Annotated in this window: 21 protein-coding genes; 11 read left to right on the forward strand and 10 right to left on the reverse strand. The window is 58.8% G+C overall.

The window, feature by feature from the left end; all coding sequences use genetic code 11:
* Positions 1 to 40: 40 nt before the first annotated feature.
* Positions 41 to 886, forward strand: a complete 846-nt coding sequence (locus tag SIB92_RS14735) for a phosphotransferase (protein ID WP_412552752.1) — start codon at positions 41 to 43, stop codon at positions 884 to 886.
* On the opposite strand, the gene SIB92_RS14740 is transcribed toward SIB92_RS14735, so the two are convergent.
* The 5 genes from SIB92_RS14740 to SIB92_RS14760 all read right to left on the reverse strand — a co-directional run bounded on the left by SIB92_RS14740 (position 865) and on the right by SIB92_RS14760 (position 6,176).
* The gene (locus SIB92_RS14740; RefSeq protein ID WP_412552753.1) at positions 865 to 2,190 is read right to left on the reverse strand and encodes an NAD(P)/FAD-dependent oxidoreductase; all 1,326 of its coding nucleotides are present in this window, start codon (positions 2,188 to 2,190) and stop codon (positions 865 to 867) included. The two genes, SIB92_RS14735 and SIB92_RS14740, sit on opposite strands and share 22 nt — an antisense overlap.
* Complete coding sequence (locus tag SIB92_RS14745) at positions 2,187 to 3,005, reverse strand: ABC transporter permease (protein ID WP_412552754.1); 819 nt, start codon at positions 3,003 to 3,005, stop codon at positions 2,187 to 2,189. Before SIB92_RS14745 ends, SIB92_RS14740 begins: the two co-directional genes overlap by 4 nt.
* Positions 3,002 to 3,889 carry an ABC transporter permease subunit gene (locus SIB92_RS14750; RefSeq protein WP_412552755.1) on the reverse strand — a complete coding sequence of 296 codons (888 nt, stop codon included), beginning with the start codon at positions 3,887 to 3,889 and terminating at the stop codon, positions 3,002 to 3,004. The genes SIB92_RS14745 and SIB92_RS14750 overlap by 4 nt, the downstream gene beginning before the upstream one ends.
* Positions 3,890 to 3,892: 3 nt before the next feature.
* Positions 3,893 to 5,017: an ABC transporter ATP-binding protein gene (locus tag SIB92_RS14755; RefSeq protein WP_295174626.1), complete on the reverse strand. Its 1,125-nt coding sequence runs from the start codon at positions 5,015 to 5,017 to the stop codon at positions 3,893 to 3,895.
* A gap of 73 nt (positions 5,018 to 5,090) precedes the next feature.
* The gene (locus SIB92_RS14760; RefSeq protein ID WP_412552756.1) at positions 5,091 to 6,176 is read right to left on the reverse strand and encodes a polyamine ABC transporter substrate-binding protein; all 1,086 of its coding nucleotides are present in this window, start codon (positions 6,174 to 6,176) and stop codon (positions 5,091 to 5,093) included.
* A gap of 147 nt (positions 6,177 to 6,323) precedes the next feature.
* Between SIB92_RS14760 and SIB92_RS14765 the strand changes: the two genes are divergently transcribed.
* The 7 genes from SIB92_RS14765 (at position 6,324) to SIB92_RS14795 (ending at position 14,388) form a co-directional block, all read left to right on the forward strand.
* Positions 6,324 to 7,040 carry a GntR family transcriptional regulator gene (locus tag SIB92_RS14765; protein ID WP_412552757.1) on the forward strand — a complete coding sequence of 239 codons (717 nt, stop codon included), beginning with the start codon at positions 6,324 to 6,326 and terminating at the stop codon, positions 7,038 to 7,040.
* 87 nt (positions 7,041 to 7,127) lie between these two features.
* Entirely contained in the window at positions 7,128 to 8,516 is a 1,389-nt protein-coding gene (locus SIB92_RS14770) for an aspartate aminotransferase family protein (RefSeq protein WP_412552758.1), read from the forward strand.
* A 310-nt stretch (positions 8,517 to 8,826) separates the two neighbouring features.
* A complete protein-coding gene (locus SIB92_RS14775; protein WP_412552759.1) occupies positions 8,827 to 9,930 on the forward strand; it encodes an ABC transporter ATP-binding protein in 1,104 nt (367 codons plus the stop codon).
* Positions 9,931 to 10,009: 79 nt separating this feature from the next.
* Positions 10,010 to 11,098, forward strand: a complete 1,089-nt coding sequence (locus SIB92_RS14780; protein ID WP_412552760.1) for an extracellular solute-binding protein — start codon at positions 10,010 to 10,012, stop codon at positions 11,096 to 11,098.
* A gap of 109 nt (positions 11,099 to 11,207) precedes the next feature.
* Positions 11,208 to 12,479: an ABC transporter permease gene (locus tag SIB92_RS14785; RefSeq protein ID WP_412552761.1), complete on the forward strand. Its 1,272-nt coding sequence runs from the start codon at positions 11,208 to 11,210 to the stop codon at positions 12,477 to 12,479.
* A gap of 5 nt (positions 12,480 to 12,484) precedes the next feature.
* Positions 12,485 to 13,699, forward strand: a complete 1,215-nt coding sequence (locus SIB92_RS14790) for an ABC transporter permease (RefSeq protein ID WP_412552762.1) — start codon at positions 12,485 to 12,487, stop codon at positions 13,697 to 13,699.
* Between the two features lie 116 nt (positions 13,700 to 13,815).
* Positions 13,816 to 14,388 carry a L,D-transpeptidase gene (locus SIB92_RS14795; RefSeq protein WP_412552763.1) on the forward strand — a complete coding sequence of 191 codons (573 nt, stop codon included), beginning with the start codon at positions 13,816 to 13,818 and terminating at the stop codon, positions 14,386 to 14,388.
* 61 nt (positions 14,389 to 14,449) lie between these two features.
* Here SIB92_RS14795 and SIB92_RS14800 read toward each other — a convergent pair whose 3' ends face one another.
* Together SIB92_RS14800 and SIB92_RS14805 are read right to left on the reverse strand one after the other, a co-directional pair.
* Complete coding sequence (locus SIB92_RS14800; RefSeq protein ID WP_412552764.1) at positions 14,450 to 15,721, reverse strand: lytic murein transglycosylase; 1,272 nt, start codon at positions 15,719 to 15,721, stop codon at positions 14,450 to 14,452.
* 62 nt (positions 15,722 to 15,783) lie between these two features.
* Positions 15,784 to 16,500: a helix-turn-helix transcriptional regulator gene (locus SIB92_RS14805; protein WP_412552765.1), complete on the reverse strand. Its 717-nt coding sequence runs from the start codon at positions 16,498 to 16,500 to the stop codon at positions 15,784 to 15,786.
* Positions 16,501 to 16,586: 86 nt separating this feature from the next.
* Between SIB92_RS14805 and SIB92_RS14810 the strand changes: the two genes are divergently transcribed.
* Positions 16,587 to 17,321, forward strand: a complete 735-nt coding sequence (locus SIB92_RS14810) for a glutathione S-transferase family protein (RefSeq protein ID WP_412552766.1) — start codon at positions 16,587 to 16,589, stop codon at positions 17,319 to 17,321.
* Here SIB92_RS14810 and rnr read toward each other — a convergent pair.
* From rnr to dapE, 3 genes are all read right to left on the reverse strand, one after another.
* Entirely contained in the window at positions 17,302 to 19,569 is a 2,268-nt protein-coding gene (gene rnr / locus SIB92_RS14815; RefSeq protein ID WP_412552767.1) for a ribonuclease R, read from the reverse strand. The two genes, SIB92_RS14810 and rnr, sit on opposite strands and share 20 nt — an antisense overlap.
* Before the next feature lie 113 nt (positions 19,570 to 19,682).
* Positions 19,683 to 20,231 (reverse strand): TIGR04282 family arsenosugar biosynthesis glycosyltransferase, encoded by a 549-nt coding sequence (locus SIB92_RS14820; protein ID WP_412552768.1) that lies wholly within the window; start codon positions 20,229 to 20,231, stop codon positions 19,683 to 19,685.
* A 22-nt stretch (positions 20,232 to 20,253) separates the two neighbouring features.
* A complete protein-coding gene (gene dapE / locus SIB92_RS14825; RefSeq protein ID WP_412552769.1) occupies positions 20,254 to 21,399 on the reverse strand; it encodes a succinyl-diaminopimelate desuccinylase in 1,146 nt (381 codons plus the stop codon).
* Between the two features lie 292 nt (positions 21,400 to 21,691).
* Between dapE and SIB92_RS14830 the strand changes: the two genes are divergently transcribed.
* Both SIB92_RS14830 and SIB92_RS14835 read left to right on the forward strand, forming a co-directional pair.
* Positions 21,692 to 23,263, forward strand: coding sequence for a Hint domain-containing protein (locus SIB92_RS14830; RefSeq protein ID WP_412552770.1), 1,572 nt, complete (start codon positions 21,692 to 21,694; stop codon positions 23,261 to 23,263).
* A 3-nt stretch (positions 23,264 to 23,266) separates the two neighbouring features.
* Complete coding sequence (locus tag SIB92_RS14835; RefSeq protein ID WP_412552771.1) at positions 23,267 to 24,364, forward strand: Hint domain-containing protein; 1,098 nt, start codon at positions 23,267 to 23,269, stop codon at positions 24,362 to 24,364.
* Positions 24,365 to 24,375: the final 11 nt, after the last annotated feature.

Raw genomic sequence — 24,375 nt, forward strand, 5'->3', positions numbered from 1 at the left:
CGCCGCGCTGACTGATCTGCCCCCTGCCCCACCTGATGCCGTGATTGCGGCTTTGGCCGATGCGCTGCCTGCGCACCCGGTGCCACATACCTGGCATCCGCTTTTTGGCGGGCGCACCAATACGGCGTGGCACGGGGAATGCGCCGAGCACGGCGACATCGTGCTGAAGCTTTATGCCGGTCCGGCGCGTAATCCGCTGTTCCCAAATGATCCAGAGGCCGAGGCGACACTGCTTCGGCACTTGCAGCCAACGGGCCTATCACCGGCGTTTTTGGCCGGGTTCGAGACTGATCTGGGCATTTGCAATGTCTATGAACATCTCCCTGGGAACACCTGGCAGGCGGGCGTGCAATCCGTTGCCACACTCATGCGCAAACTTCATGACCTTGCGGCGCCGACGGGGCTGCGACGCGTAGCGGATGGCTCTGCCGCGCTGATTGCGCAGACGCTTGAGATTGTTAGGCGCTGTGAAAAGATCCCGGCGTTTATGTCCGACTTGCCAGCCGAGGTGGTCCCCCCATCCGGGCAAGCCGCGCTTCTACATAGCGACATTGTGCCTGGCAACCTGATCCAGAACGCAGACGGGTTACACCTGATAGACTGGCAATGTCCGGCGGTAGGTGATCCCTGCGAGGACATTGCGGTGTTTCTGTCTCCGGCGATGCAGCATTTGTACAGACAATCGCCTTTATTAGAGACTGATATTGACGTCTTCTTGGCTGCATATGGCGATGACGACGTGAGTGCGCGCTACCGCCAGTTGGCGCCGTTTTACCACGCGCGTATGGCGGCCTATTGCCTGTGGCAGGTTGAGAATGACCGCCCCGCCTACGCCGCGGGGCTACAGCTGGAAGTGGCGGCGCTTCAGAGGTCTTTGAGGCCGTAGTAGAGATAGCCCGGGTACATCGCCAAGCGACGGAAGCCGCCAAAGGGGAAGCGACCGGGCGTGGCGCGCATGATATCCGGGTGCAATAAGGTCGCGTCTTGCAGAATATCCTGCGCGATCAAAGCCCCCGCATAGCTGCCCATGGCGACGCCGTTTCCATGATAGGCAAAGCCTGCGTAGAGGTTTTCCGTTCCGGGGACACGGCCAGCAAAGGGCGTTTGGCCGCGGCTGTAGCAGACAAAACCGGACCAGTAATGCGGCGTCTCGATATGTGCCCAAGCGGGGAAGAGCCGCTCAAAATGTTGCCGGATGCGCAGCTTGATCTGGTCACTGGTGCGCTTGGAAGTTGAGAGCCCGCCACGCATACCAAACAGAAAGCGGTTGTCCGGCATCAGGCGGAAGTAATGCAGCAGGTTGCGGCTGTCATAGGACATTTGCCGCGAAGTCCAGCCTTGCGCGGCCTGCTCCTCCGGTGAGATCGGTCTCGTGACAATCACGCTGGATTGCGCCGGAAGGAAACGCCCTGCGAGCCACGGCGGTGTCGTTTCGCTGGAATAGCCATTGGTGGCGATCACCAGTCTTTTGGCAGTGACCTGACCTTGCGGCGTTTTGAGCAGCCAAAGGCCGCCTTCCTGTTTGGTCTCTAGTACAGGCGTCTCGCCATAAACTGTGGCGCCAGCATTTTCGACCGATTGGGCCAGTTTAGAGACGTATTTTCGTGGGTTGAGGGCAAAACCGATGGGCGTTGTGATGGCCCCGTAGAACCCGCCCCCAAAGCCGCGATCCGCGAGGTCTTCTTTGGCGATGACATCGATTGGCTTTTTGTAGAGCGTAGCGAGGTCTTCGGCGTCTTGCGCAAAGCCAGCTGCGGTACGGGCGTTGTGGGCCAGCATGGTTTCGCCGTCGCTGTGCCGGTCCACGTCCCAACCAAACCGCGCCAGAAGGCCGTCGACGTGATCGACGGCGGCGCGTTCGGCAGTCATGTAGTCGGACAAATCCGCCTCGCCATAACGCCGTTTTAGAGACTTATAGGACGCTTTGGCGCCGCCCAGGCAGCAGAAGCCACCGTTGCGCCCGGACGCGCCCCAGCCAACTTGTTTGGCGTCCAGCACGGTGACGTCGACGCCCGCCTCGGCCAGCTTAAGCGCGGCGTTGAGACCGGTGAAGCCCGCGCCGATGATCGCGACCTCGGTGGTGACATTGCCCGACAGAGCGGAGCGGGCCGAAACAGGCACTGTTTCGGCCCAAAAGCTGTTTTCTACCGGACCGTCCGAGTAGGCAAACGGGTCGCAGATGCGTTTCATGCCAGTTTGTCTGCCGCCGCTTCCTCACGCCGTTGGCGCATCACGTTGCGCTTGTTGATCAGCGAGGCGGTGATCACGCCAATCGCCACCACGAGGATCATGATGGTGGAAAGCGCGTTGATTTCCGGGCTCACACCCAAGCGCACAGAAGACCAGATCTTCATCGGCAAGGTCGTGGCCGACGGGCCGGAGGTGAAGGAGGCGATCACCAGATCGTCCAGAGACAGCGTGAACGCCAAGAGCCAGCCGGAGATCACCGCGGGGGCGATGATCGGCAGGGTCACGAGGCGGAAGGCCTGCACCGGCGAACAGCCCAGATCGAGCGCGGCTTCTTCCAGGCTTTGGTCAAAGCTCACGAGGCGCGAGCTGACCACCACGGAGACGTAGCACATCGCAAAGGTGGTATGTGCCAGAACGATAGTAAAGACACCACGATCCATGCCAAGGCTGATGAACAGCAACAGCAGAGACAGGCCGGTGATGACTTCGGGCATCACCATGGGGGCGTAGATCATGCCGGAGAAAAGTGTGCGGCCCCTGAAACGCCCGGCGCGAACCATGACGATGGCCGCCATGGTGCCCAGGATCGTCGCGAGGCAGGAGCTTAGGAAAGCGACTTTCACCGTCACCCAAGCGGCGTCCAGAAAGGCGGTGTTGCGCAGCACTTCGCCGTACCATTTTGTGCTGAATCCAGCCCAAACAGTGACGAGTTTGCTTTCGTTGAAGCTGAAGATGATGAGGATCACCATCGGCAGATAGAGGAAGGCAAAGCCAAACGTCAGCGAGGTGACATTGAACCAGGTCATGCGTCTCATTGGTCGGCCTCCCGCTGTTTCTGCTCGTTGCGCTGGAAGAGCACGATGGGGATGATCAGGATCAGCAAGAGCACCACGGCCACGGCGGAGGCCACCGGCCAGTCGCGGTTGGAGAAGAACTCCTCCCAGAGGACTTTACCAATCATCAGGGTGCGCGAGCCGCCCAAGAGCGATGGGATCACAAATTCGCCGATGGTCGGGATAAAGACCAGAAAGCTGCCGGCGATGATGCCTTGTTTGGAGAGCGGGATCGTCACCAGCCAAAAGGCGGAGAAACGGGAGCATCCGAGGTCTTCGGCGGCTTCCAGCAGGCTGATGTCGAGCTTTTCCAAAGCTGCGTAGATCGGCAAGATCATGAACGGCAGGTAGGTGTACACAATGCCGATGTAGACCGCGATGTTGGTGTTGAGGATCACCAGCGGTTCGTTGATCACGCCAATCCACAGAAGCACCTGATTGAGGTAGCCTTCCTGGCTCAGGATGCCCATCCACGAGTATACGCGGATCAGGAAGCTGGTCCAAAACGGCAGGATCACCAGCATGAACAGCATGGCGCGCCATTCTTCCGGTGCGCGGGCCATGCCGTAGGCGATGGGATAGCCGACGAGCAGCGTCAACAGGGTCGAAATCACCGCAATCTTGAGGCTGGAGAGGTAGGCTTTCCAATAAAGCGCATCCTCGGTCAGCCAGATGTAGTTCTCAAAATCCAGCTCGGCGAGGAAGGCTTTGAAACCGGCCCAGCCCTCGGCAATGTCCAGAGTTGGCGTGTAGGGCGGGATCGCCACCGCCAGATCGGACAGGGAGATTTTGAAGACGATGACAAAAGGCACAATGAAGAGTGCCAGCAGCCAGAGAAACGGTATGGCAATCAGCAGGCGGCGCATGGCTTAGCGCTCCAAGAAGACACCGGCGGTGTCTGTCCAGCTGAGCCATACCTTGTCTTCCCACGTGAACGCACGGCGGGAAATGCGGCGGTTGTTGGCGGATTGCGCCTTGATGATTTGGCCGCCCGGCAGCTGCACGTGATAGGTCGAGATGTTGCCGAGATAGGCGATGTCGTGCACTTCGCCCTGAATGGCATTGGCGGCATTTTCGGGCTTTTCGGCTGAAATAGAGACTTTTTCGGGTCGAATGGCGTAGTGCACATCCTGGCCTTTGGTGGCCCCTTCCAGCGGTGAGCCCACCACGGCAGGTTGGCCTTCGGCCCAATGCATGTGCAGCTTGTCGCCTTGCGGGTCCGCCTTGCCGGAGAGCAGGTTCACATCGCCAATGAAGTCCGCGACATAGGTGGAGTTTGGCGCCTCATAGATCACGTCTGGTGTGGACACCTGAATGATCTTGCCGTGATCCATCACCGCCACGCGGCTGGCCACGGTCATCGCCTCTTCCTGATCGTGGGTCACAATCACAAAGGTGGTGCCGGTGGTTTCCTGAATGTCCATCAGCTCGAATTGGGTTTCCTGACGCAGCTTTTTGTCGAGCGCGCCCAGCGGTTCGTCAAGCAGCAGCAGTTTCGGCGCTTTGGCCAAAGACCGCGCAAGGGCCACGCGCTGACGCTGACCACCGGAAATCTGGTGCGGTTTTCGTCGGGCAAATTTTTCAAGCCGGGTCAGACGCAGCATCTCTTCGACGCGCTCGCCAATCTGGTCCTTTGGCATCTTGTCACGACGCAGGCCAAAGGCGATGTTTTCCCAGATAGAGAGATGCGGGAACAGCGCGTAGGACTGGAACATCATGTTCACGGCGCGCTTGTTGGGCGGCACCGGACCAATGTCCTCACCCGCCAGAAGGATTTGCCCTTCGGTGGGCGTTTCAAAACCGGCGAGCATGCGCATCATCGTGGTTTTGCCACAGCCGGACGGACCAAGAAGGGCAAAAAACTCCTTCTCGAAGATGTCCACGGTCAAATCATCAATCGCCGTAAAATCACCAAAGCGTTTGGTCACGTTCTGAAACTGAATGAGGGGTTTTGCGTTGGGATCATCCCAAGGGGCAAAGACATCAAGCGCCATGGCAGGCTCCGGCAGTGTTGGAGAAGTCAAAAGAGGCCCGCGCAGCAGCTGCGCGAGCCTGGGTCAATCGGGCTTAGGTGCCGGATTTGATTTTGGTCCACATACGGGTCACGACGCGCTGTACCTTTGGTGGGTAAGGCGAGGTGGTGTAGAGGTTTTCCAGAGTGGCTTCATCTGGGTAGATCGCCGGATCGCCGATCACGTCTTCTTCCAACAGCGGCTGGGACGCCTTGTTGCCGTTGGCGTAGTAAACGTAGTTGGAGGCGTCCGCCATGTTCTGCGCATCCATGATGAAGTTAAGGAACTTATGCGCGGCTTCGGCGTTTGGCGCGTCCGCCGGGATCGCCATTTGGTCAAACCACATCAGCGCGCCTTCGGAAGGTGCGTTATATACAATTTCCACACCGTTTTCCGCTTCGTCCGCCCGGTCACGGGCTTGCAGAATGTCGCCGGACCAGCCCACTGCTACGCAGATGTCGCCGTTGGCCAGCGCGTTGATGTATTCGGAGCTGTGGAATTTCTGAATATAGGGCGCAATTGCGGTGAACAGAGGTTCGGTCTTGGCAATCACGTCTTTGTCGTGGCTGTCAGGGTCTTCGCCCAGATACGCCAGCGCCGCCGGGATCATTTCATCCGCCGCGTCCAGCACGTGCACGCCGCAAGACGCCAGCTTTTCCATGTTGGCCGGATCAAAGATCAGCGCGAGAGAGCCGACTGGCGCATCTTCGCCCAGCACTTCTTTCACTTTGCCAACGTTCACACCAATGCCGGTGGTACCCCACATGTAGTTGATGGAGTACTCATTGCCGGGGTCGTAGCTGCTGGTGCGGTCCGCGATCACGTCCCACATGTTGCCAGCGTTGGACAGTTTGGATTTGTCGAGCTTCTGGAAGGCGCCTGCCGCGATCTGACGCTGCAGGAAGGTGCCGGATGGCACAACCACGTCGTAGCCGGAGTTGCCCGCCAGCATTTTGGTTTCCAGAACGTCGTTGCTGTCAAACACGTCGTAGATCAGCTTGATGCCGGTTTCGTCCTGAAACTTGGTCAGCAGTTCTTCGTCGATGTAATCAGACCAGTTGTAAACACGCACCTCTTCGGCGGTGGCCGCAGTTGCACCAATTGCCAGTGAGGCCGCGAGTGCGATGAAGGATGTCTTCATGATGTTCTCCCGTTGGACGCCAGGTTCAGACCCGGTCGCATTCTGTGAGATTAATTTGATCAAGTTTTTGCGTTATGGCAATATGCTTGTGCATTTTGCCGATGAATATACGTTCTAGCACATCGCTTTGAGGATTGGTTTGCACAAATGGAAGGCACTGGGAAATTGGGACAAGGTTTTGAACACAGCGACGAAAACGCGCCTCGCGTCCCGGTGCATCAGCAGGTCTATGCGCAATTGCGCGATGCGGTGTTGTTTGGCGAATTGGCGCCGGGTCAGGCGGTCACAATCCAGGGTTTGATCGAACGCACCGGCGCAGGCATGACCCCCATTCGGGAGGCGATTCGCCGCCTGACCAGTGAAGGGGCACTGGAGTTCCGCGGCAACCGCCGGGTGGTGGTGCCGATGCTGACAGCCGACGCGATTGACGACCTTATTTTTCTAAGAGAAACCGTGGAATCCCGACTGGCTGAACATGCGGCGGAGAAGATCACGGCGACAGATATTGCGGCGCTCGAAAAGATTGATGCGCAAGTTGATGAGGCCATCACGCGCGGGGATGTCTCCGCTTATTTGCGCCAGAACTACGCCTTTCACGCCAAGCTTTATGCGGTCGCCAATGCGCCGATTCTGATGGATGTGGCCAACTCTGTCTGGCTGCGATTCGGCCCATCAATGCGGGTGGTTTGCGGACGTATGGGCACGCAGAATTTGCCCGACAATCACAAGACCGCGCTGGACGCCTTGAAGGCCAAAGATGGGCAAGCGACCGCCGATGCGATGCGTGAAGATGTGGTTCAAGGCATGGAACAGATCCGCGCCGCGCTGCTGGATGGGACCGCATTTAGCGACACGATTGACTAATCAGAATTTGATCATATTTTCGTGGTAAGAGATGTGAAGCGGTGATTTGGCCGTTTTGCCCACCCTGATTCTGTTGCGAGGTTTGCCATGAACGCGATCACCAATCACTTGCCCACTGCGGAGCTCCAGGCGCTGGACGTGGCGCACCATATGCACCCGTTTTCCACGCAGAACGATTTTCACGACACCGGCGCACGGGTGATCACCCAGGCCAAAGGCGTGACGCTGACCGACAGCGAAGGCGAGCAGATCCTCGATGCGATGGCCGGTCTGTGGTGTGTGAACATCGGTTATGGCCGCGACGAGCTGGCCGAGGTGGCGGCGCGGCAAATGAAAGAGCTGCCCTATTATAACACCTTCTTCAAAACCACCCATGTGCCGGTGATTGCCCTGTCCGCAAAGCTGGCGGAACTGGCGCCTGGCGATCTGAACCATGTGTTCTATGCCGGGTCCGGCTCTGAAGCGAATGACACCAACCTGCGTTTGGTGCGTCATTATTGGTCCGCAAAAGGCAAGCCAACCAAGACCATCTTCATCAGCCGCAAAAACGCCTATCACGGCTCCACCGTGGCAGGCGCGTCGTTGGGCGGCATGGTGCCAATGCATCAGCAGGGCAGCCTGCCGATCCCGGACATTCACCACATCAACCAGCCAAACTGGTGGGCTGAAGGCGGCGACATGTCTCCGGAGGAGTTTGGCCTGCAGCGCGCGCAAGAATTGGAAGAGGCTATTCTGGAGCTGGGCGAAGATCGCGTGGCGGCCTTTATTGCCGAGCCGATCCAAGGCGCGGGTGGTGTGATTGTGCCGCCGGAGACCTACTGGCCGGAAATTCAGCGCATCTGCGACAAATATGAAATCCTGCTGATTGCGGATGAAGTGATCTGTGGCTTTGGGCGGACCGGCAACTGGTTTGGCAGCCAGACCGTGGGCATCAAGCCGCACATCATGTCGATCGCCAAAGGCTTGTCCTCCGGCTATGCGCCGATTGGCGGCAGCATTGTCTGTGACGAAGTGGCGGAAGTGGTGGCTGCGACCGAGTTCAACCACGGCTACACCTACTCCGGCCACCCCGTGTCCTGCGCAGTGGCGCTGGAGAACCTCCGGATTCTCGAAGAGGAAAAGGTCATCGAGCATGTGCGCGATGATGTGGCGCCCTATCTGAAAGAAAAATGGGAAGCGCTGGCCGATCACCCGCTGGTGGGGGAAGCCAAGATTGTTGGCATGATGGGATCCATCGCGCTGACCCCCAACAAAGAAACCCGCGCCCCGTTTGAAGCGGAAGCGGGCACCGTGGGCTACAAATGCCGCGAGCACTGCTTTGGCAACAATCTGGTGATGCGCCATGTCGGCGACCGGATGATCATTTCGCCCCCGCTGGTAATGACTCGCACCGATGTGGATCTGTTGATCGAGCGAGCGACTCGGGCGCTGGATCAGACCTTTGAGCAGATCAAATCCGAAGGGCTTTATAAGTAAAACGCCCAATGTTTGCGCAAATTTGATCAACCCGGAGCATGGCTCCGGGTTTTTTTATTGTCCGCTCTAACGGAGGCTTTGCAACTTTGGGCGGAAAAACTTTGCCGTTTTGCAGACTTATGGGTTTACCATTTGATCATAATTGGCGAAAATCGCCATCAATGTGTCGCAAACCGACGTCGGGTTGGCCAAATGGCTGGCAGACTTTCCCATACGGAATGCTGGCTTGCGCATTCAAGCTCAGGTGTGGTTACACTTGAAACAGACGAGCAGAGAAAATCTGCCGACGGACAACACAGGGAGCCGATTTTTGGCTGATAGTGCATCGAACGACGCGTTTGTCGAATTTGACCGCGTGCAAAAGAGCTATGATGGTGAGACCCTCGTCGTCAAAGATCTGAACCTAAGCCTGCCGAAAGGTGAGTTTCTGACCATGTTGGGGCCATCAGGCTCAGGCAAGACAACTTGCCTGATGATGTTGGCAGGCTTTGAAACCGCAACACATGGCGACATTCGCCTGGGCGGCACCTCCATCAATAACATCCCGCCCCACAAACGTGGCATTGGCATGGTGTTCCAGAACTACGCGCTGTTCCCGCACATGACGATTGCGGAGAATCTGAGCTTCCCACTGGAAGTGCGTAAGATGGGCAAAACCGAGCGCGAAGAGAAAATCAAACGCGCCTTGGACATGGTTGAGATGGGCGCCTTTGGTGGCCGTCGTCCGGCGCAGCTTTCCGGTGGTCAGCAGCAGCGGATCGCGCTGGCGCGGGCGCTGGTGTTTGAACCCGAACTGGTGCTGATGGACGAACCGCTGGGCGCGCTCGACAAACAGCTGCGCGAAAAGATGCAGTTTGAGATCACCAACCTGGCGCACAACCTCGGCATCACCACCGTGTATGTGACCCACGACCAGACAGAGGCGCTGACCATGTCTGACCGTGTGGCGGTGTTTGACGATGGCCGCATTCAGCAGCTGGATCCACCTGACACGCTTTATGAAGAGCCGCAAAACAGCTTCGTGGCGCAGTTCATCGGCGAGAACAACACGCTGGAAGGTCTTGTCAAAGAGATCAACAACGGCGTGGCTTTGGTGGAACTGGATGACGGCGAGCTGATCGACTGTAAGCCTGTGCATGACAGTGTGAAGCCGGGTGCCCGCACCCGTGTGTCGATCCGTCCGGAACGTGTTGAATACAACAAAGACCGGATTCAGGAAGGTGCGCACACGCTGAAGGCCGAAGTGAAAGAGTTCATCTATATGGGTGACATCTTCCGCACACGTCTGTCCGTGGCCGGCAATGATGAGTTCATCATCAAAACCCGGAACGCACCGGATGTGGATCGTCTGACCCCGGGTCAGCAGATCGAGATCGGCTGGTTGCCTGAAGATTGCCGCGCGCTGGACGCCTAAACGGGCTGGCGCGCACCAACCGGGCGTAAGATCCGGGCCAACAAGAACAGACTTAAGAATTCAACAAGGAGTGTATCCAATGAAAACAAAGATGACTGCGCTTGCCGTCACGACTGCTCTGGTGGCACCAGCCGCCATTGCACAAGAACTGACCATCGTGTCTTGGGGTGGTGCATACTCCAAGTCGCAGCAGCTCGCATATCACGAGCCCTACACTGCAAAAACCGGCATCAACATCATCAACGACGACAGCTCTGCTGAAGCCGTGGCGAAGATCCGCGCGATGAACGAAGCCGGCAACGTGACCTGGGACGTTGTAGACGTTGTGGCATCCGATGCGATGCGTCTGTGTGACGAAGGTCTGGCAGAAGAGCTGGATCACGATGCGGTTCTGGCAGCAGCACCTGATGGCACCTCTGCTTCCGACGACTTCGGCGATCTGATCGTCAGCGACTGCTTCGTACCGCAGATCGTGTACTCCACCACTTTCGGCTACCGCACCGACATGGTTGGCGACAAAGCCCCAACCACTGTTTGTGACGTGTTTGACCTGGAAACCTATCCTGGCAAGCGCTCCCTGCAGAAGCGCCCAATCGACAACATGGAATGGGCTCTGTACTGCGACGGTGTTGATAAAGACGCCATCTACGACACTCTGAGCACCCCAGAAGGTGTTGATCGTGCGCTGGCGAAGCTGGACACCATCAAAGATCAGGTTGTTTGGTGGACCGCAGGCGCGGAAACTCCTCAGCTGCTGGCTGACGGCGAAGTTGTGATGGGCTCGACCTTCAACGGTCGTCTGTTCTCTGCCATTGCAGAGCAGAACCAGCCTATCGGTATGCTGTGGGACATGCAGTCCTTCGACCTGGACGGCTGGATCATCCCAGCGGGCCTGTCCCCAGAGCGTAAGCAAGCGGCTCTGGACTACCTGTTCTTCGCAACCGACACCCAGCGTCTGGCTGATCAGGCGAAGTACATCTCCTACGGTCCGGCACGTACATCTTCCGCACCGCTGGTGGGTAAGCACGCCGAGCTGGGCATCGACATGGCGCCACATATGCCAACCGACCCAGCCAACGCTGGCAACGTGCACATCTATGACTACGAGTGGTGGGCCGACAACCGTGACGATCTGGACGCGAAGTTCCAGGCGTGGCTGTCCAAGTAATCCACTTGCTATGACTTTGCAGGGAGGCGGCCACCGCCTCCCTGACCCAACCGGACAAAAACCGCCGAGACACAACGGCAATCCGGAAATTCTGTGACGGGGACCATCAATGAGCGATTCAACCCAAACCGGCCCGATGCTTGCGGCCGACGGCACGCCGTTGAAAAAAAGCTTGAACCGCGCGTTGCGCATGCAAAAAATCCGTGCGCTGGCTTTGATTACGCCTTTGCTGGCCTTTGTTTTGCTGACCTTCATTATCCCGATTGGACAGATGCTGTTCCGTTCGGTTGAGAATGACATTGTCGCAAACACACTGCCAAAAACTGTGATTGCGCTTCAGGACTGGGACGCCGCCTCTGGTGAAGCGCCCGATGAAGCGGTCTATGCCGCGCTGGCCGCGGACCTTTATGTAGCGTCCAACGCCAAGACCCACACCCGCGTGGGTAGCCGCTTGAACTACGAAACCCCGGGCATCAGCTCCCTGTTCCGCAAAGCAGGGCGTAAAGCCAAGAAGTGGGACGTGGAAAACGACGGACCATACAAGGAAAAGTTCATCGATATTGCCAAAGGTTGGGGTGATCCCAATGTCTGGCGCACGATTCAGACCTACAGCCCGAAATACACCAACGGCTACTTCCTGAATGCGGCGGATATGCAAAAGGGGCCTGACGGTGCTGAAATCCGCCCCGAGAACGAGCGTATCTACTTCACGCTGTTCAAGCGCACGCTGATCATGTCGCTGGCGATCACCGCTGCTTGTATCGCTCTGGCCTATCCGGTGGCTTGGTTGCTCGCCAACCTGCCATCCGCCAAAGCCAACCTGCTGATGATCCTGGTGTTGCTGCCCTTTTGGACCTCGCTGCTGGTGCGGACCTCGGCCTGGAAAGTGATGTTGCAACAGCAAGGTGTGATCAATGACGTGCTGGTGTGGATTGGCCTTGTGGCCGATGACGCCCGACTGGTGATGATCAACAACCAAGCTGGTACCATCATCGCGATGACCCACATCCTGTTGCCGTTTATGATCCTGCCGATGTATTCGGTGATGCAGACCATCCAACCGACCTACCTGCGCGCGGCAAAATCCATGGGCGCAACCAATTGGACGGCCTTCTGGCGGGTTTACTTCCCGCTGTCCGTTCCGGGCATTGGCGCGGGCTCGATCCTCGTGTTCATTCTGGCGATTGGCTACTACATCACGCCGGAACTGGTGGGCGGCACCAAAGGGGTGTTCATCTCCAACCGGATCGCCTTCCACATCTCGACCTCCCTGAACTGGGGCCTCGCTGCGGCGTTGGGCACCATCCTGCTGGCGGTCGTGCTGATCCTCTACTGGGCCTATGACAAGATCGTCGGCATCGACAACGTGAAATTGGGATAAGAATCATGGCTGCACTCACTCCAATTTCCCGCAAACCTATGTCTCTGGTGCTGCCCACAGTGGCAGCGGCAGGGGGCTTCTTTGGCCTCTTTGTTGGCACCGCCAATGGCTCCGGCCTGCTGGGCGTGCTGATCGGCGCCGCGTTGGCGGTTATCCTGGCCGTGGTCTACATCAACGTGCTGAAAAACGAGGCCCTGTCCAAATGGATCAATATCGCGCTGTTTGGCGTGTTGGGTTTTGTCTTTGGCGGCGGCATTGCAGCGGCCCTGATCGGGCTGCTCTATGGCTGGTTCATCCACTGGTTCACTTACTGGCTCTACGAAGGTCGCTACCGCGCGCGTCTGTTGCCGTATCTGACCCCTGGTCAGGTGCTGTGGCACTACAGCTTCCGTGTGATTTGTGGCGCGATCTTTGTGTTCCTGATCACGCCGGTGCTGGTGGTGATGCCACTGTCGTTTAACGCGCAGGACTTCTTTACCTTCACACCAGAAATGCTGCGGTTGGATCCGGCGGGCTACTCGCTGAAGCACTATCAGGACTTCTTCACCAACAACGAATGGCAGCGGAGCTTCAAGAACTCGCTGATCATTGCACCAATTGCCACCATCATCTCGGTGAGCCTCGGCACCTTGGCGGCCATCGGCCTGAGCCAAGCACATGTTCCGGGCCGTCGCGCGATCATGGCAATCCTGATTTCGCCAATGATTGTGCCGCTGATCATCTCCGCCACCGGCATGTTCTTCTTCTACAGCCAGATCGGTAACTGGATGGAAGCCACGCTGGGCCTGAACAAGACTTTTGTGGGCTACGTGAAAGTGATCCTGGCACATGCGGTTCTAGGCATTCCCTTTGTGATCATCACCGTGACCGCCACGCTGGTGGGCTTTGACCGCTCCCTGACACGGGCGGCGGCCAATATGGGTGCCAACCCGGTGACCACCTTCTTCCGCGTGCAGATGCCGCTGATCCTGCCCGGCGTGATCTCCGGTGGCCTGTTTGCCTTCATCACGTCGTTTGATGAGGTCGTGGTGGTGCTGTTTGTCGGCTCGGCTGGTCAGAAGACCCTGCCATGGCAGATGTTCACCGGACTGCGCGAGCAGATCAGCCCAACCATTCTGGCGGTGGCCACGATCCTGGTTGGCATCTCGATCCTGCTGCTCGCCACCGTGGAAATGCTGCGCCGCCGCTCTGAGCGGCTGCGGGGCATGTCCCCTAGCTGACCCCGTTAGGGATTTCACAGCACATTTTAAGCAACATGGACAAAGTCGGGCACTCCCGACTTTGTCCGCTGTCACGTCTGTGGCATAGATTTTGCACGTAAACGGAACGAGTACTTATGCATAGACGTCATTTCCTGGCCGCTGGTGCCAGCCTTCTTGCCACCCCCCATGTCCTGCGTGCCGCCCAAGGCGGTGAGTTCGAGTTGATGGAGCACCTGAAACCCAAAGAGGTCCGGGTGAAGAAGAAATACGGCTTCCAGCCGGGACAGCTGGTTGTGGTGCTGGCCTCTTACCACCTCTATCACATGCAGGATGAGCGCAACGCGATCCGCTATGGCGTGGCAATTGGGCAAGAAGGGTTGAACTTCTCCGGCCGTGCCACCATTGACCGCAAGGTGGAATGGCCGAGCTGGCGTCCAACGCAAGAGATGATCGAGCGCAATCCGGCCTATGCCAAATACGAAGACGGTATGCCGGGTGGGCCAAACAACCCGCTGGGATCGCGGGCGATGTATTTGTACCAGAACGGCCGTGACACGCTGTTCCGCATCCATGGCACCACCGCGCCGCAGTCGATTGGCACGCCAAGTTCAAACGGCTGCATCCGCATGGCGAACTGGCACATCGAACAGCTCTATGAGCAGGTGCCTCTGGGCACCGAGGTGATTGTGATCAGCGGCCGCGAGTAAGCCAGACTACCCGAGACACAACAAAAGGCGCACCGGATCAGGATGCGCCTTTCTTGATGTCTTAGCGTAGGGTTTTCAGCAGGGTTAGAGACGCATATCCGTCTGGCACCATGCCTTCGGCGCGTTGATACTCCCGCACAGCGGCGATGGTGAGCGGGCCAATTTTGCCGTCGATCTTTTGGGTGTCAAAACCAGCTTTGGTCAGGCGTTTTTGAAGCTCGATCCGCTCTTTGTAGGTCAATGCGCGGTCGCCACGGGGCCAGTTTCCTTGAATGGCTGGACCGCCCATGATGCGGTCGCTGAGATGGCCGACACCAATCACATAGGCGTCCGCCGTGTTGTAGTGCTCGATCACGTCAAAATTCTTGAAGATCATAAAGGCAGCCCCCTGCGCGCCGGCAGGTAGAAGGATGGACGCCTTGCCATGGTTGGGCACCGCACGGCCACGCATATCCTTGATGCCCAGACGCGCCCACTCGCTGGGGTTCTTCAGGTTCTCGCGATTGGCGGAGGCGTAATCAAACCCTTTGGGCAATTTCACTTCTACACCCCAAGGCTGGTTCTTTTTCCAGCCGAAGTGCTTGAGATAGGCGGCGGTGGAAGCCAGCGCGTCGGTGGGGTCACCCGACCAGATGTCACGCTTGCCATCGCCGGTAAAATCCACCGCGTAGGACTGGAACGACGTGGGCATAAATTGGGTATGGCCCATGGCGCCGGCCCAGCTGCCTTTCATGTTTTGCGCGCTGACATCGCCGTTTTGCAGGATGCTGAGCGCAGCGGTGAGCTGTTCCTCAAAGAAATCACCGCGGCGACCGTCATAGGCAAGCGTCGCGAGGGCCTCAATCACCGGTGTGCTGCCTTTGAAGGTGCCATAGGCGCTTTCCAGACCCCAGATCGCGACCACAACCTCTTTGTCCACGCCGTAGCGCTTTTCGATCTTTTGCAGCGTGGCGTTGTGTTTGTTCAGCGCGGCCTTGCCGTTGCGGATACGGGCGTCGGAGGCAGCACTGTCGAGGTAATCCCAAATGGTCTTGGTGAACTCGTTTTGATTGCGGTCTTTCTTGATGATGTCGGCGTTGTACTGAACGCCTTGAAAGGCCTGATCAAACACCGTCGCGCTGATCCCCGCCTTGAGGGCGCGTGACTTGTAGCGTTTGATCCAGCGTTGCAGGCCTTTGGTGGAGGCGGCGGCTTCAATGGGGTTTTGCGCCGCCAAAGCATCCGCCAAAGGACGCAGCACAGGACGGAGAGACTGCGACGGTGCCCCGGCAGAAACCGTTGACGCGACAACGGTGCCGATAACCAGACTCACCACGAAACCAGATATGCGCATCACACTTTTCCCTGCCTGTTTTGAAGAAGTGTAGCGCGGGGATGGGGGCGGCAAAAGCGCTCTCAGCCGGAGGCGCGGGGATTTGCCGATGCGTCTATTTCTGCCTGTAATCGCGCTTTGAACTCCCGCAGCATGGGAATGCGGCGCGGGCGGAAGGAGCGGTCGCTCAGACTGAGGTTATCCATGCGATCCAGGCGGAAGGCGCGATAGTCTGTGCGCAGGTGGCAATAGGCCAGCAGGCAATGCACATTCTGCATGAAGACGATGGAAAGCGGATCAACTTCGCGCGTTGTTCGTCGGCCTTCCGCATCGCCATAGTCAAAGGCCACGGTCCGTTCCTCCCAGGCGGCTTGGCGCAGGGCGCCCGCATCGATGGTGATCTCTGGGGGCTTGTGGAAGCGTTTGGCAGTGAGGACGGCATGCTTCAGGCGATGCGCCTGGGCTTCCGGAAGGCGCGATTTCAGCTTGGTTAGAGCGGTTTTTGCCGCGTTGGCGAGGGATGGATCAGCCACTTCCATAACCTCTTTGAGCCCGACCACGAGCGCCTCAATTTCTTCCGGCACAAAGCCAAGGGGCGGCAAAGTCGCGTCTTCAATAAAGGTGAAGCCAAACCCAGCCTCCCCGTCAATCACGGCACCGAGGCTGCGTAGGCTGTCGATGTCGCGGTAGATTGTGCGCTCTGACACGCCGGTTTCCTGCGCCAGGGCTTGCGCGGTGGCGGGGGGCGGCAGGTCGCGCAGGGCCTGCATGAGTTGGAACAGTCGGTCGGTGCGGCTCATGATTTAGGGATACTGCACCCTACTGACAGAAACTGACAAGAGGGGTGTTTAAGACTGGCTCCACAATCAATCAGTGGAGAGTTCCCATGCACCTTATTGTTTTCCCCGGCGACGCGCAGTTTCCCACCCATTCGCCATTCTGCCTGAAGGCCATGTGCCTGTTGGAAATGGCCAAGGTCGACTGGCAGCCAGAGCTGATCCAGGACTTTGAATCACTGCCGTTGGGCAAGGTACCGGTGGCTCGGGTTGGCGATGCTTTGATCCCGGACAGCCACAACATTCAGGCCTATTTAGAGACTAATGGCGCGGATTTCATGCCGGGTTTGAGCCGGATTGAAAAGGCAGCAACGCACGCCCTGATCCGCACCGTGGAAGAGAGCCTGCGCCTTGGGCTGGTGCATGATCGCTGGCTGAACGACGATTGTTGGGCCGTGATGAAGGAGATCTTCTTTGCCGCGGTGCCTGCGCCAATGCGGGATCAGGCGGCAGAGGAAGCGCGCGGCCATGTGCGGGCTGGCTTGATGTCTGAAGGCATCGCGCGGTTCTCGCCAGAAGACCGTCAAGCGCGGTTTGACAAAGATCTGGAGGTGATTGACGCGAAACTCGACGGGCTGTCGTTCCTGTTTGGCGACACGCCAACAGCCGCAGATGCGGCGGTCGCGCCGGTGTTGGATATGATTCTGACCTTGCCGGTGGCCACCGACCTGCGCAAAGCGGTTGAGGCCCGTCCCGCGCTGGCGGCCTATGTGGCGCGCGTGCGGGAGGCGATTTATCCGGATCCGGCGCGGGTGATGTCTGCGTTTAGCGCCGCCGCCGAGTGACCTTGCGTTTCGTCTTGGCCGCCTTGTGCTTTGCCTTGGTGGCCTTGCGACGGGTGGGGCCGCCACGGCTCCGCCCTTTTCCTCCACCACGGCCCGCGCGTTTGACCAGCTCGCCATCCAGAGAAATCAACTCCAACGCGATGCCACCCGTCACCGGCGCGGCCTCGGTCAGGCGGGCCGTCACACGTTGGCCGAGACCAATCACGATGCCGGTGTCCGATCCGGTGAGCGTGTTGGTTTCGCTGTCAAAATGGAAATACTCGCGACCCAGCTCCCGCATCGGGATCAGGCCATCAGCGCCGGTTTCATCCAGCTTCACAAACACGCCAAAGCGGGCGATGCCGCTCACGCGGCCGGTGAATTCGTTGCCGATGCGTTCGGACATGTAGGCGGCGAGGTATCGGTCCGTGGTGTCGCGTTCCGCCAGCATCGAGCGACGTTCGGTGTCCGAAATATGCGTGGCGGTTTTTTCGAGAACTTCGGTGGCCTCAGGAGTGAGGCCGTCATCGCCCCAGCCGTGCGCCGAGATCAGAGCACGGTGCACGATTAGGTCGGCATACCGCCGGATTGGGGAGGTGAAGTGGGCATAAGCGCGCAGCGCGAGGCCGAAGTGGCCGAAGTTGGATGGCGCATAGTACGCCTGTGTCATGGAGCGCAGGGTGGAGATGTTGATCAACTCCGCCTGCTCCGTGCCGGCGGCGGCGTCCAGCAATTGGTTCAAATGACGTGTCTGCAGCACTTGCCCCTTGGCCAGTGTCAGGCCGGCGGCCTGGGCCGTGTCGCGCAGCGCGTTGAGTTTTTCGGGACTGGGTTCCTCGTGCACGCGGAACAGAAGCGGGGATTTCTTAGCGATCAGCGTTTCAGCGGCACAAACGTTGGAGAGCACCATGAACTCTTCGACCAGCTTGTGCGCGTCAAAGCGATCGCGGAAGTTCACAGAGGTGACTTCACCTGCGTCAGACAGCTCAATCTTGCGTTCCGGTAGGTCGAGCGCGAGCGGCTGACGCTCGGCTTTGGCCTTTGTTAGAGCCGCATAGGCTGCGTAGAGCGGCGTGATGATCTCATCCATCAAAGGCGCACAGCGTTCGTTTGGATGGCCGTCTTGCGCCTGTTGAACTTCGCCGTAGTTTAGCGAGGCGACAGAGCGGATCATGGCACGGGTGAACCGATGGCCGATCTTTTTACCCTTGCTGTCGATCTGAATGCGCAGAGCCAGAACAGCGCGGGGCACGCCTTCGTGCAGGGAACACAGATCGCCAGACAGGCGGTCCGGCAGCATCGGGACCACACGGTCCGGGAAGTAGCTGGAGTTGCCACGTTTGCGGGCCTCGCGATCAAGCGCGGTGTCGGATCGCACGTAGTGCGCGACATCGGCAATCGCGACCCAGAGCACGTGGCCGCCCTCGTTTTTGGGATCGTCATCCGCATGCGCCCAGCAGGCGTCATCATGGTCGCGCGCATCCGCAGGATCGATGGTGACAAACGGCATGTCGCGCAGATCTTCACGTTGGCCCAAAGGCGCCGGTTTGGCCTTATCAGACTCTGTTACGACCTCATCCGGGAAGGTGTCCGGGATGCCATGTTGGTGGATGGCGATCAGGCTCACCGCCTTGGGTGCGGTGGGATCCCCAATGCGCGCAACGACGCGGGCGCGTGGCAAGCCGAGACGGCCTTTGGGGCCAGATTGTTCGGCCTCCACCAACTCGCCGTCTTTGGCCCCATGGGTTTGATCAGAGGCCACGGACCATTCTTTACCGTCGCCCTTGTCGATGGGCAGGATGCGGCCCCCTTCGGCGGTTTTGCGGAACATACCCAACACGCGGCGCGGGTTGGTGCCGATGCGGCGGATCAGACGGGCCTCGTATTGGATATCGCCATCGTCCAGCTTGGTCAGGCGACCGAGGATGCGGTCGCCCGCGCCGAGCGCCGGGTCAGACGCACGGGGCAGTACCAGAATCTTGGGCTCTTCTCCTTCGCCGTGCCATTCCAGTGGGCGGGCAAAGAGATCGCCATCGGCATCCGCTTCAAGGATTTGCAGCACGGTGACCGGCGGCAGGCTTTCCGGATCACGGTAGGTTTTCTTCCGTTTTTGCAGGTGCCCTTCGGCCTCCAGCTCCTTGAGCAGGCGCTTCAGGTCGATACGCGCAGCCCCTTTGATGCCAAAAGCTTTGGCGATGTCACGTCTGGAGGTGAGGGTCGGGTTCTCGGAAATCCACTCAAGGACTTCCTCTTTGCTGGGCATAGGCATGGGTTGGCCCTAGCACGGGGGATGGGCGGCGTCACGTGGGAAAGGAAAGGGGCCAGCCCCTTCTTGGGCCTGCAGCCCAATTCAACCCCGGGATATTTGGGGAAAGTGAATGATTAGAAGCGCGCAAGATCGGCGGCGGTGTCCACATCCGCCAGCGTGGCGATGGTGGCAATGCGCGCATCAGGTAGGGTGGCACGGCTGTCAGCCAAGGCGTGTTCCGTGGACCATCGCACATTGGCAAAGAGACCCGGCTTGGGCGCATGCTTCAGGCCCACCAGCCAGTAGCCACCGTCCGGCGCGGGGCCAAACACCGCATCGTGATCGCCCAACGCTTTGAAGGCCTGTGCGATGTGCGCAGGTTGAATGCCGGGAATATCGGCCCCAATGATGCAGGTGGGGCCTTGGTGGAAACGCAGCTGTCGCGCCATGCGATCCCCGAGGTTGCCAGTACCTTGCGGGACAAGTGGTAGATGGGCAGGCCAAACGCGCGATGTGCGGCCCTTGTGATCCGGCGCGACGGCTAGGATCAGGTTCCAACGCGGATCGTCGAGGCGGCGCAGTAGCGAGGCGGATTGGTGGCGGAACCACCAGGCGGCGGCGGTCATGCCCAGATCACGGCCCAGCCGGGTTTTCACACGGCCGGGGCGCGGTTCCTTGATCATCACCACAAGGTTTGGGCGGTGTTTAGGCAAAATAGTCTCGCAAAATGCGGCTGTAGATGTCTTTGAGCTGATGGATTTGTGCAACCGGCACCTGTTCATCCACCTGATGCATGGTTTTGCCCACGAGGCCAATTTCCACCACCGGGCAGTGATGCTGCACAAAGCGCGCGTCCGAGGTGCCGCCGGAGGTGGAAAGTTCCGGGCGGCGACCGGTTTCTGCTTCCACAGAATTAGCCACCAGGTCGGACAAATCACCTGGAGGCGTGATGAAGCTTTCGCCGGAGATGGTGACTTTCATGTCGATGCCAACACCAGTTTCCGCCGAAATAGTGTCTACTTTTTCCTGCATCCACTCCGTGAGGGACGCGCCAGAATGGGAGTCGTTGAAGCGGATGTTGAGCGTGGCTTTGCACTCCGCCGGGATCACATTGGTGGCTGGATTGCCAGTGTCCATGGTGACAACTGCCAGGGTGGACGCGTCAAAGTGATCGGTGCCATTGTCCAGCGGCTCGGAAGAGAACTGATCCATCAGGCGGGCCATCACCGGCAGCGGGTTGTTGGCGCGGTGCGGATAAGCAGAGTGGCCTTGTTTGCCAGTGAAGGTGAAATAGGCGGTCATAGAACCGCGACGGCCAATTTTCATCATCTCGCCCATCTCGTTGGGGCAGGTAGGCTCGCCCACCAGACAGACAGACATGCGCTCCTGTTCGGTGGACATATAATCCAGAAGCGCAGTAGTGCCGTGGATGGCGTCGCCCTCTTCATCGCCGGTGATGGTGAGGATGATGGCGCCCTCTGGTGGCGTGTTAGAGACAAAATCAATGGCGGCAGCAGCAAAAGCGGCGACACCGGATTTCATGTCGGTGGCGCCACGGCCGTACATGATGCCGTCTTTGATCTCCGCACCAAAAGGATCAACCGTCCAAGCGGCTTCGTCTCCCACCGGCACAACGTCCGTATGGCCGTTAAAGCCAAACGTCTTGCTGTCGCCTTTGCGGCCCCAGCGGGCAAACAGGTTGCTAACGTCACCGCGATCCACGCGGGTGCAGTCAAACCCGGCGTCTGACAGCAAGTTTTCCAGCAAGACCAGCGCCCCGCCCTCCTCCGGCGTCACAGAGGGACAGCGGATCAGATCTGCGGTCAACTGTGCGGCATCGGTCTTGGTCATGGCGAGGGTCCTTTGTCTGAGAAGCTTGCGCCAAGGGTTGTCGCACAGCCGCGCCGGACCGGAAAGCCACATTTGGAACACAAAGCGGTGGGGCACCTCTTAACAAGCGGAAAAAATTGCTGTTTAGTTAGAGTTAATAAAAATCGACCGAGGCAGGTCACCAGCAGTTCGGCTTCAACAGCCAAAGGTTTCCAACAAACGCATCTCGAAATGCGACGAGACCTGTATGAGCGCCCCATGAGCAGGTGGGCGTTGTTGCGTGGCGTGCCTCAAACACATGAGGCGAGCAGACATGCCCAGATTGCCCGTAAACACAGGCGCTTCGGCCATGGATATGGCGGAAACCATTTTTGGCGATGACGTGACGATCGTCTCCGCCGACTACAATGGGCAAAACTCCTCCTCCGGGATTTACACCAATGGGGACAGCGTTTCGCCTGGGGTTACGCCCAGCGACGAAGGGGTAATCCTGTCCACGGGCCATGCGAGAAATTTCTCTAACCGTTGGGGCGGGAACAACCAGCGTTCTGATCGGTCCTCCAACACCAATGGCGAAGACAACAACCCAGAGTTCAACGCGGTCGCCGGCACCAACACCTATGACGCGTCGTATCTGGATGTGTCGTTCATCGCCAATGAAGCCGGGCAAATGACGATGCAGTTTGTCTTTGCCTCCGAAGAGTACCCGGAATACGTCGACTCGATTTATCAGGACTTTGTCGCGGTCTCGATCAACGGCAGCTATGTGCCGTTAGAGATTGGCGATGGGGATGTGGACCCCGGCAACATCAACAACGGCGAAAACGAAAGCCTGTTTGTGAACAACACAGGCGGGATCTACAACACGGAGATGGATGGGTTCACCATCACCATGACGCTGACCTTTGACATTGTTGAAGGTATGAATGACATCCGCATTGTCGTCGCCGATGTCTCTGACAGCCGGTATGACAGTTCGCTGTTGATTGCGGCGGACTCCATTCAGACGTCACTCATCGCCAACACCGATGAGATCGACCTGCCCATCGACGGCACCCGCACCATCGATGTGCTGGCCAATGATGTGAACAACACCGGCAATTCCATCACCATCACGCATATTTCCGGCCAGCCTGTCACCGTTGGCAGCCCGATCACCTTGCCCAGTGGGCAGATCATTACGGTGAATGGCGACGGCACCATCACTTTTGAGGGCGACAGCGACGAAGAGCAGGTCAACCTGACCTACACCATTGATGACGGCAACGGCACAACCGATGTTGGCTATATCAAAATCAATCAGGCGCCGTGTTTCACGGTGGGCACCTTCATCCGGACGCCGTTTGGCGAGGTACCCATTGAGTGCCTGAACGTCGGGGATCTGGTGGAGACCGTGGACAATGGCCCCCAACCGCTGCGCTGGATTGGCCGGCGCAAGGTGGCGGCGGAGGGCGCCATGGCGCCGATCCGGATTATGTCCAACACCCTTGGCAACCATCGCGAGCTGTTGCTGTCCCCGTTACATCGGGTGCTGATCCGCAATGCCTGGGCCGAACTGTTGTTTGGCGAAGAAGAGGTATTGGTTGCCGTGCGCGATCTGGTGAATGACAAAACCATCCGCCAGGTGCCCGGCGGCGAGGTGGAATATGTGCATTTGCTGTTTGATGATCACCAGATCATCTATTCCGAAAAACTGATGACGGAGAGTTATTTGCCGGGGCCTCAAACTGCGAGCAGCTTTGAACCTGAGATTGTGGCAGAGATTTGCGCCCTGTTCCCGGAACTCGATCCGGTGTCCGGCGAAGGCTACGGCCAGATGGCGCGGCGTGGCTTGCGCAGTTTTGAGGTGGCCACCCTGTCGCAAATTGCCTTTGGCGGGGCCTAAACGATGAGCTGGATTGCCCTTTGGGACAAACGGCACGCCCTGTGCGACCTCAATGGGGTTGCCCATCCGATTGGGACAGCCACCACAGACACGCAGGCACTGTCCGGCACGCCGTTGCCGCGGGGCAGCATGGTCGTGGAGACACGCGTGTCGCCCTACGATCGGCCACAAACGCTTATGGGTTTGGCTTCTCAAACCGGCAGCGGTTTTCGCCTGTCTTTGCAAGCAGTGCCCGGCGGTGGCGTGGTGCTGGTGCTCAATCGCGGCGGGCGTACGGCGCATGTGGCGGTGAACCTGGACACCGGCGGGCGCGCGGATGTGTTGCGGGTGACCTATTCCTGGGATGTGCCAGCCAATGTCGGCCGACTGGCGGTGGAGCAACCCGGCACCTGGCGCGTGGCTGTGCGGACGCTGACCCGCCCAGTGGCGCTCACACCTGCCGAAATTCGAGAAGCTGTGCTGGACGATGACGCGCGGGTGCTGTCCAGCGATCTGTCCTACATTGCTTTTTCCAACCGCATTGAGCCGATTGGCCCCATGCCCAGCCTGTCGGAAGACACCCCGGTGATGACTGCGCAAGGTTATCGTAAAGTGGGGGAGCTCAAACGTGGCGATGTGGTGCAGACACCCTCAGGTGACCTGGTGCCGGTTTTGGCCAACATCCGCCGGACCGTACCGGCCTCGGGGCATTTTGCACCGATCCGGTTGCGCGCCCCGTTCTTTGGACTCAGCCGCGACATTGTCACCAGCCCGACACAGCGCTTGCTGATTGGCGGCAGTCGCGTGGAGTATATGTTTGGCTCCGAGTTTGTCTTGGTCCCGGCCGGGCATCTCCTACATGGCAATGCTGCGGAAAGTGGCGGCACTGCGCCTTTGGTGACCTATTGCCAGCTGCTGTTGCCCAATCACGAAGCGATTTTGGCCGCGGATACCTATGTGGAAAGCATGGATGTGGGACGGATGCGCCGTCGGCGCGATTTGCTGAGCGCCAGTCTGTTGTCCGGCTATCCCCGCCGTTTGTTGCCGGAACACGCGCGCACGGCGTTTCCGGTGTTGCGGGAGTTTGACGCGCTAACCTTGGCGGCCCAGCGCGCCGCGTGATCGCTCACCTT

Source organism: Shimia sp. MIT1388, assembly GCF_047124445.1.
GTDB lineage: Bacteria > Pseudomonadota > Alphaproteobacteria > Rhodobacterales > Rhodobacteraceae > Shimia.

Excerpts from the sequence above, each read along its gene's own strand:
- SIB92_RS14770 (WP_412552758.1), top strand. The coding sequence starts at position 7,128 with ATGAACGCGATCACCAATCACTTGCCCACTGCGGAGCTCCAGGCGCTG.
- SIB92_RS14760 (WP_412552756.1), bottom strand. The coding sequence starts at position 6,176 with ATGAAGACATCCTTCATCGCACTCGCGGCCTCACTGGCAATTGGTGCA.
- SIB92_RS14785 (WP_412552761.1), top strand. The coding sequence starts at position 11,208 with ATGAGCGATTCAACCCAAACCGGCCCGATGCTTGCGGCCGACGGCACG.
- SIB92_RS14795 (WP_412552763.1), top strand. The coding sequence starts at position 13,816 with ATGCATAGACGTCATTTCCTGGCCGCTGGTGCCAGCCTTCTTGCCACC.
- SIB92_RS14805 (WP_412552765.1), bottom strand. The coding sequence starts at position 16,500 with ATGAGCCGCACCGACCGACTGTTCCAACTCATGCAGGCCCTGCGCGAC.
- SIB92_RS14820 (WP_412552768.1), bottom strand. The coding sequence starts at position 20,231 with ATGATCAAGGAACCGCGCCCCGGCCGTGTGAAAACCCGGCTGGGCCGT.
- SIB92_RS14755 (WP_295174626.1), bottom strand. The coding sequence starts at position 5,017 with ATGGCGCTTGATGTCTTTGCCCCTTGGGATGATCCCAACGCAAAACCC.
- SIB92_RS14830 (WP_412552770.1), top strand. The coding sequence starts at position 21,692 with ATGCCCAGATTGCCCGTAAACACAGGCGCTTCGGCCATGGATATGGCG.
- dapE (WP_412552769.1), bottom strand. The coding sequence starts at position 21,399 with ATGACCAAGACCGATGCCGCACAGTTGACCGCAGATCTGATCCGCTGT.
- SIB92_RS14800 (WP_412552764.1), bottom strand. The coding sequence starts at position 15,721 with ATGCGCATATCTGGTTTCGTGGTGAGTCTGGTTATCGGCACCGTTGTC.
- SIB92_RS14780 (WP_412552760.1), top strand. The coding sequence starts at position 10,010 with ATGAAAACAAAGATGACTGCGCTTGCCGTCACGACTGCTCTGGTGGCA.
- SIB92_RS14740 (WP_412552753.1), bottom strand. The coding sequence starts at position 2,190 with ATGAAACGCATCTGCGACCCGTTTGCCTACTCGGACGGTCCGGTAGAA.
- SIB92_RS14765 (WP_412552757.1), top strand. The coding sequence starts at position 6,324 with ATGGAAGGCACTGGGAAATTGGGACAAGGTTTTGAACACAGCGACGAA.
- SIB92_RS14790 (WP_412552762.1), top strand. The coding sequence starts at position 12,485 with ATGGCTGCACTCACTCCAATTTCCCGCAAACCTATGTCTCTGGTGCTG.
- rnr (WP_412552767.1), bottom strand. The coding sequence starts at position 19,569 with ATGCCTATGCCCAGCAAAGAGGAAGTCCTTGAGTGGATTTCCGAGAAC.
- SIB92_RS14810 (WP_412552766.1), top strand. The coding sequence starts at position 16,587 with ATGCACCTTATTGTTTTCCCCGGCGACGCGCAGTTTCCCACCCATTCG.
- SIB92_RS14835 (WP_412552771.1), top strand. The coding sequence starts at position 23,267 with ATGAGCTGGATTGCCCTTTGGGACAAACGGCACGCCCTGTGCGACCTC.
- SIB92_RS14745 (WP_412552754.1), bottom strand. The coding sequence starts at position 3,005 with ATGAGACGCATGACCTGGTTCAATGTCACCTCGCTGACGTTTGGCTTT.
- SIB92_RS14750 (WP_412552755.1), bottom strand. The coding sequence starts at position 3,889 with ATGCGCCGCCTGCTGATTGCCATACCGTTTCTCTGGCTGCTGGCACTC.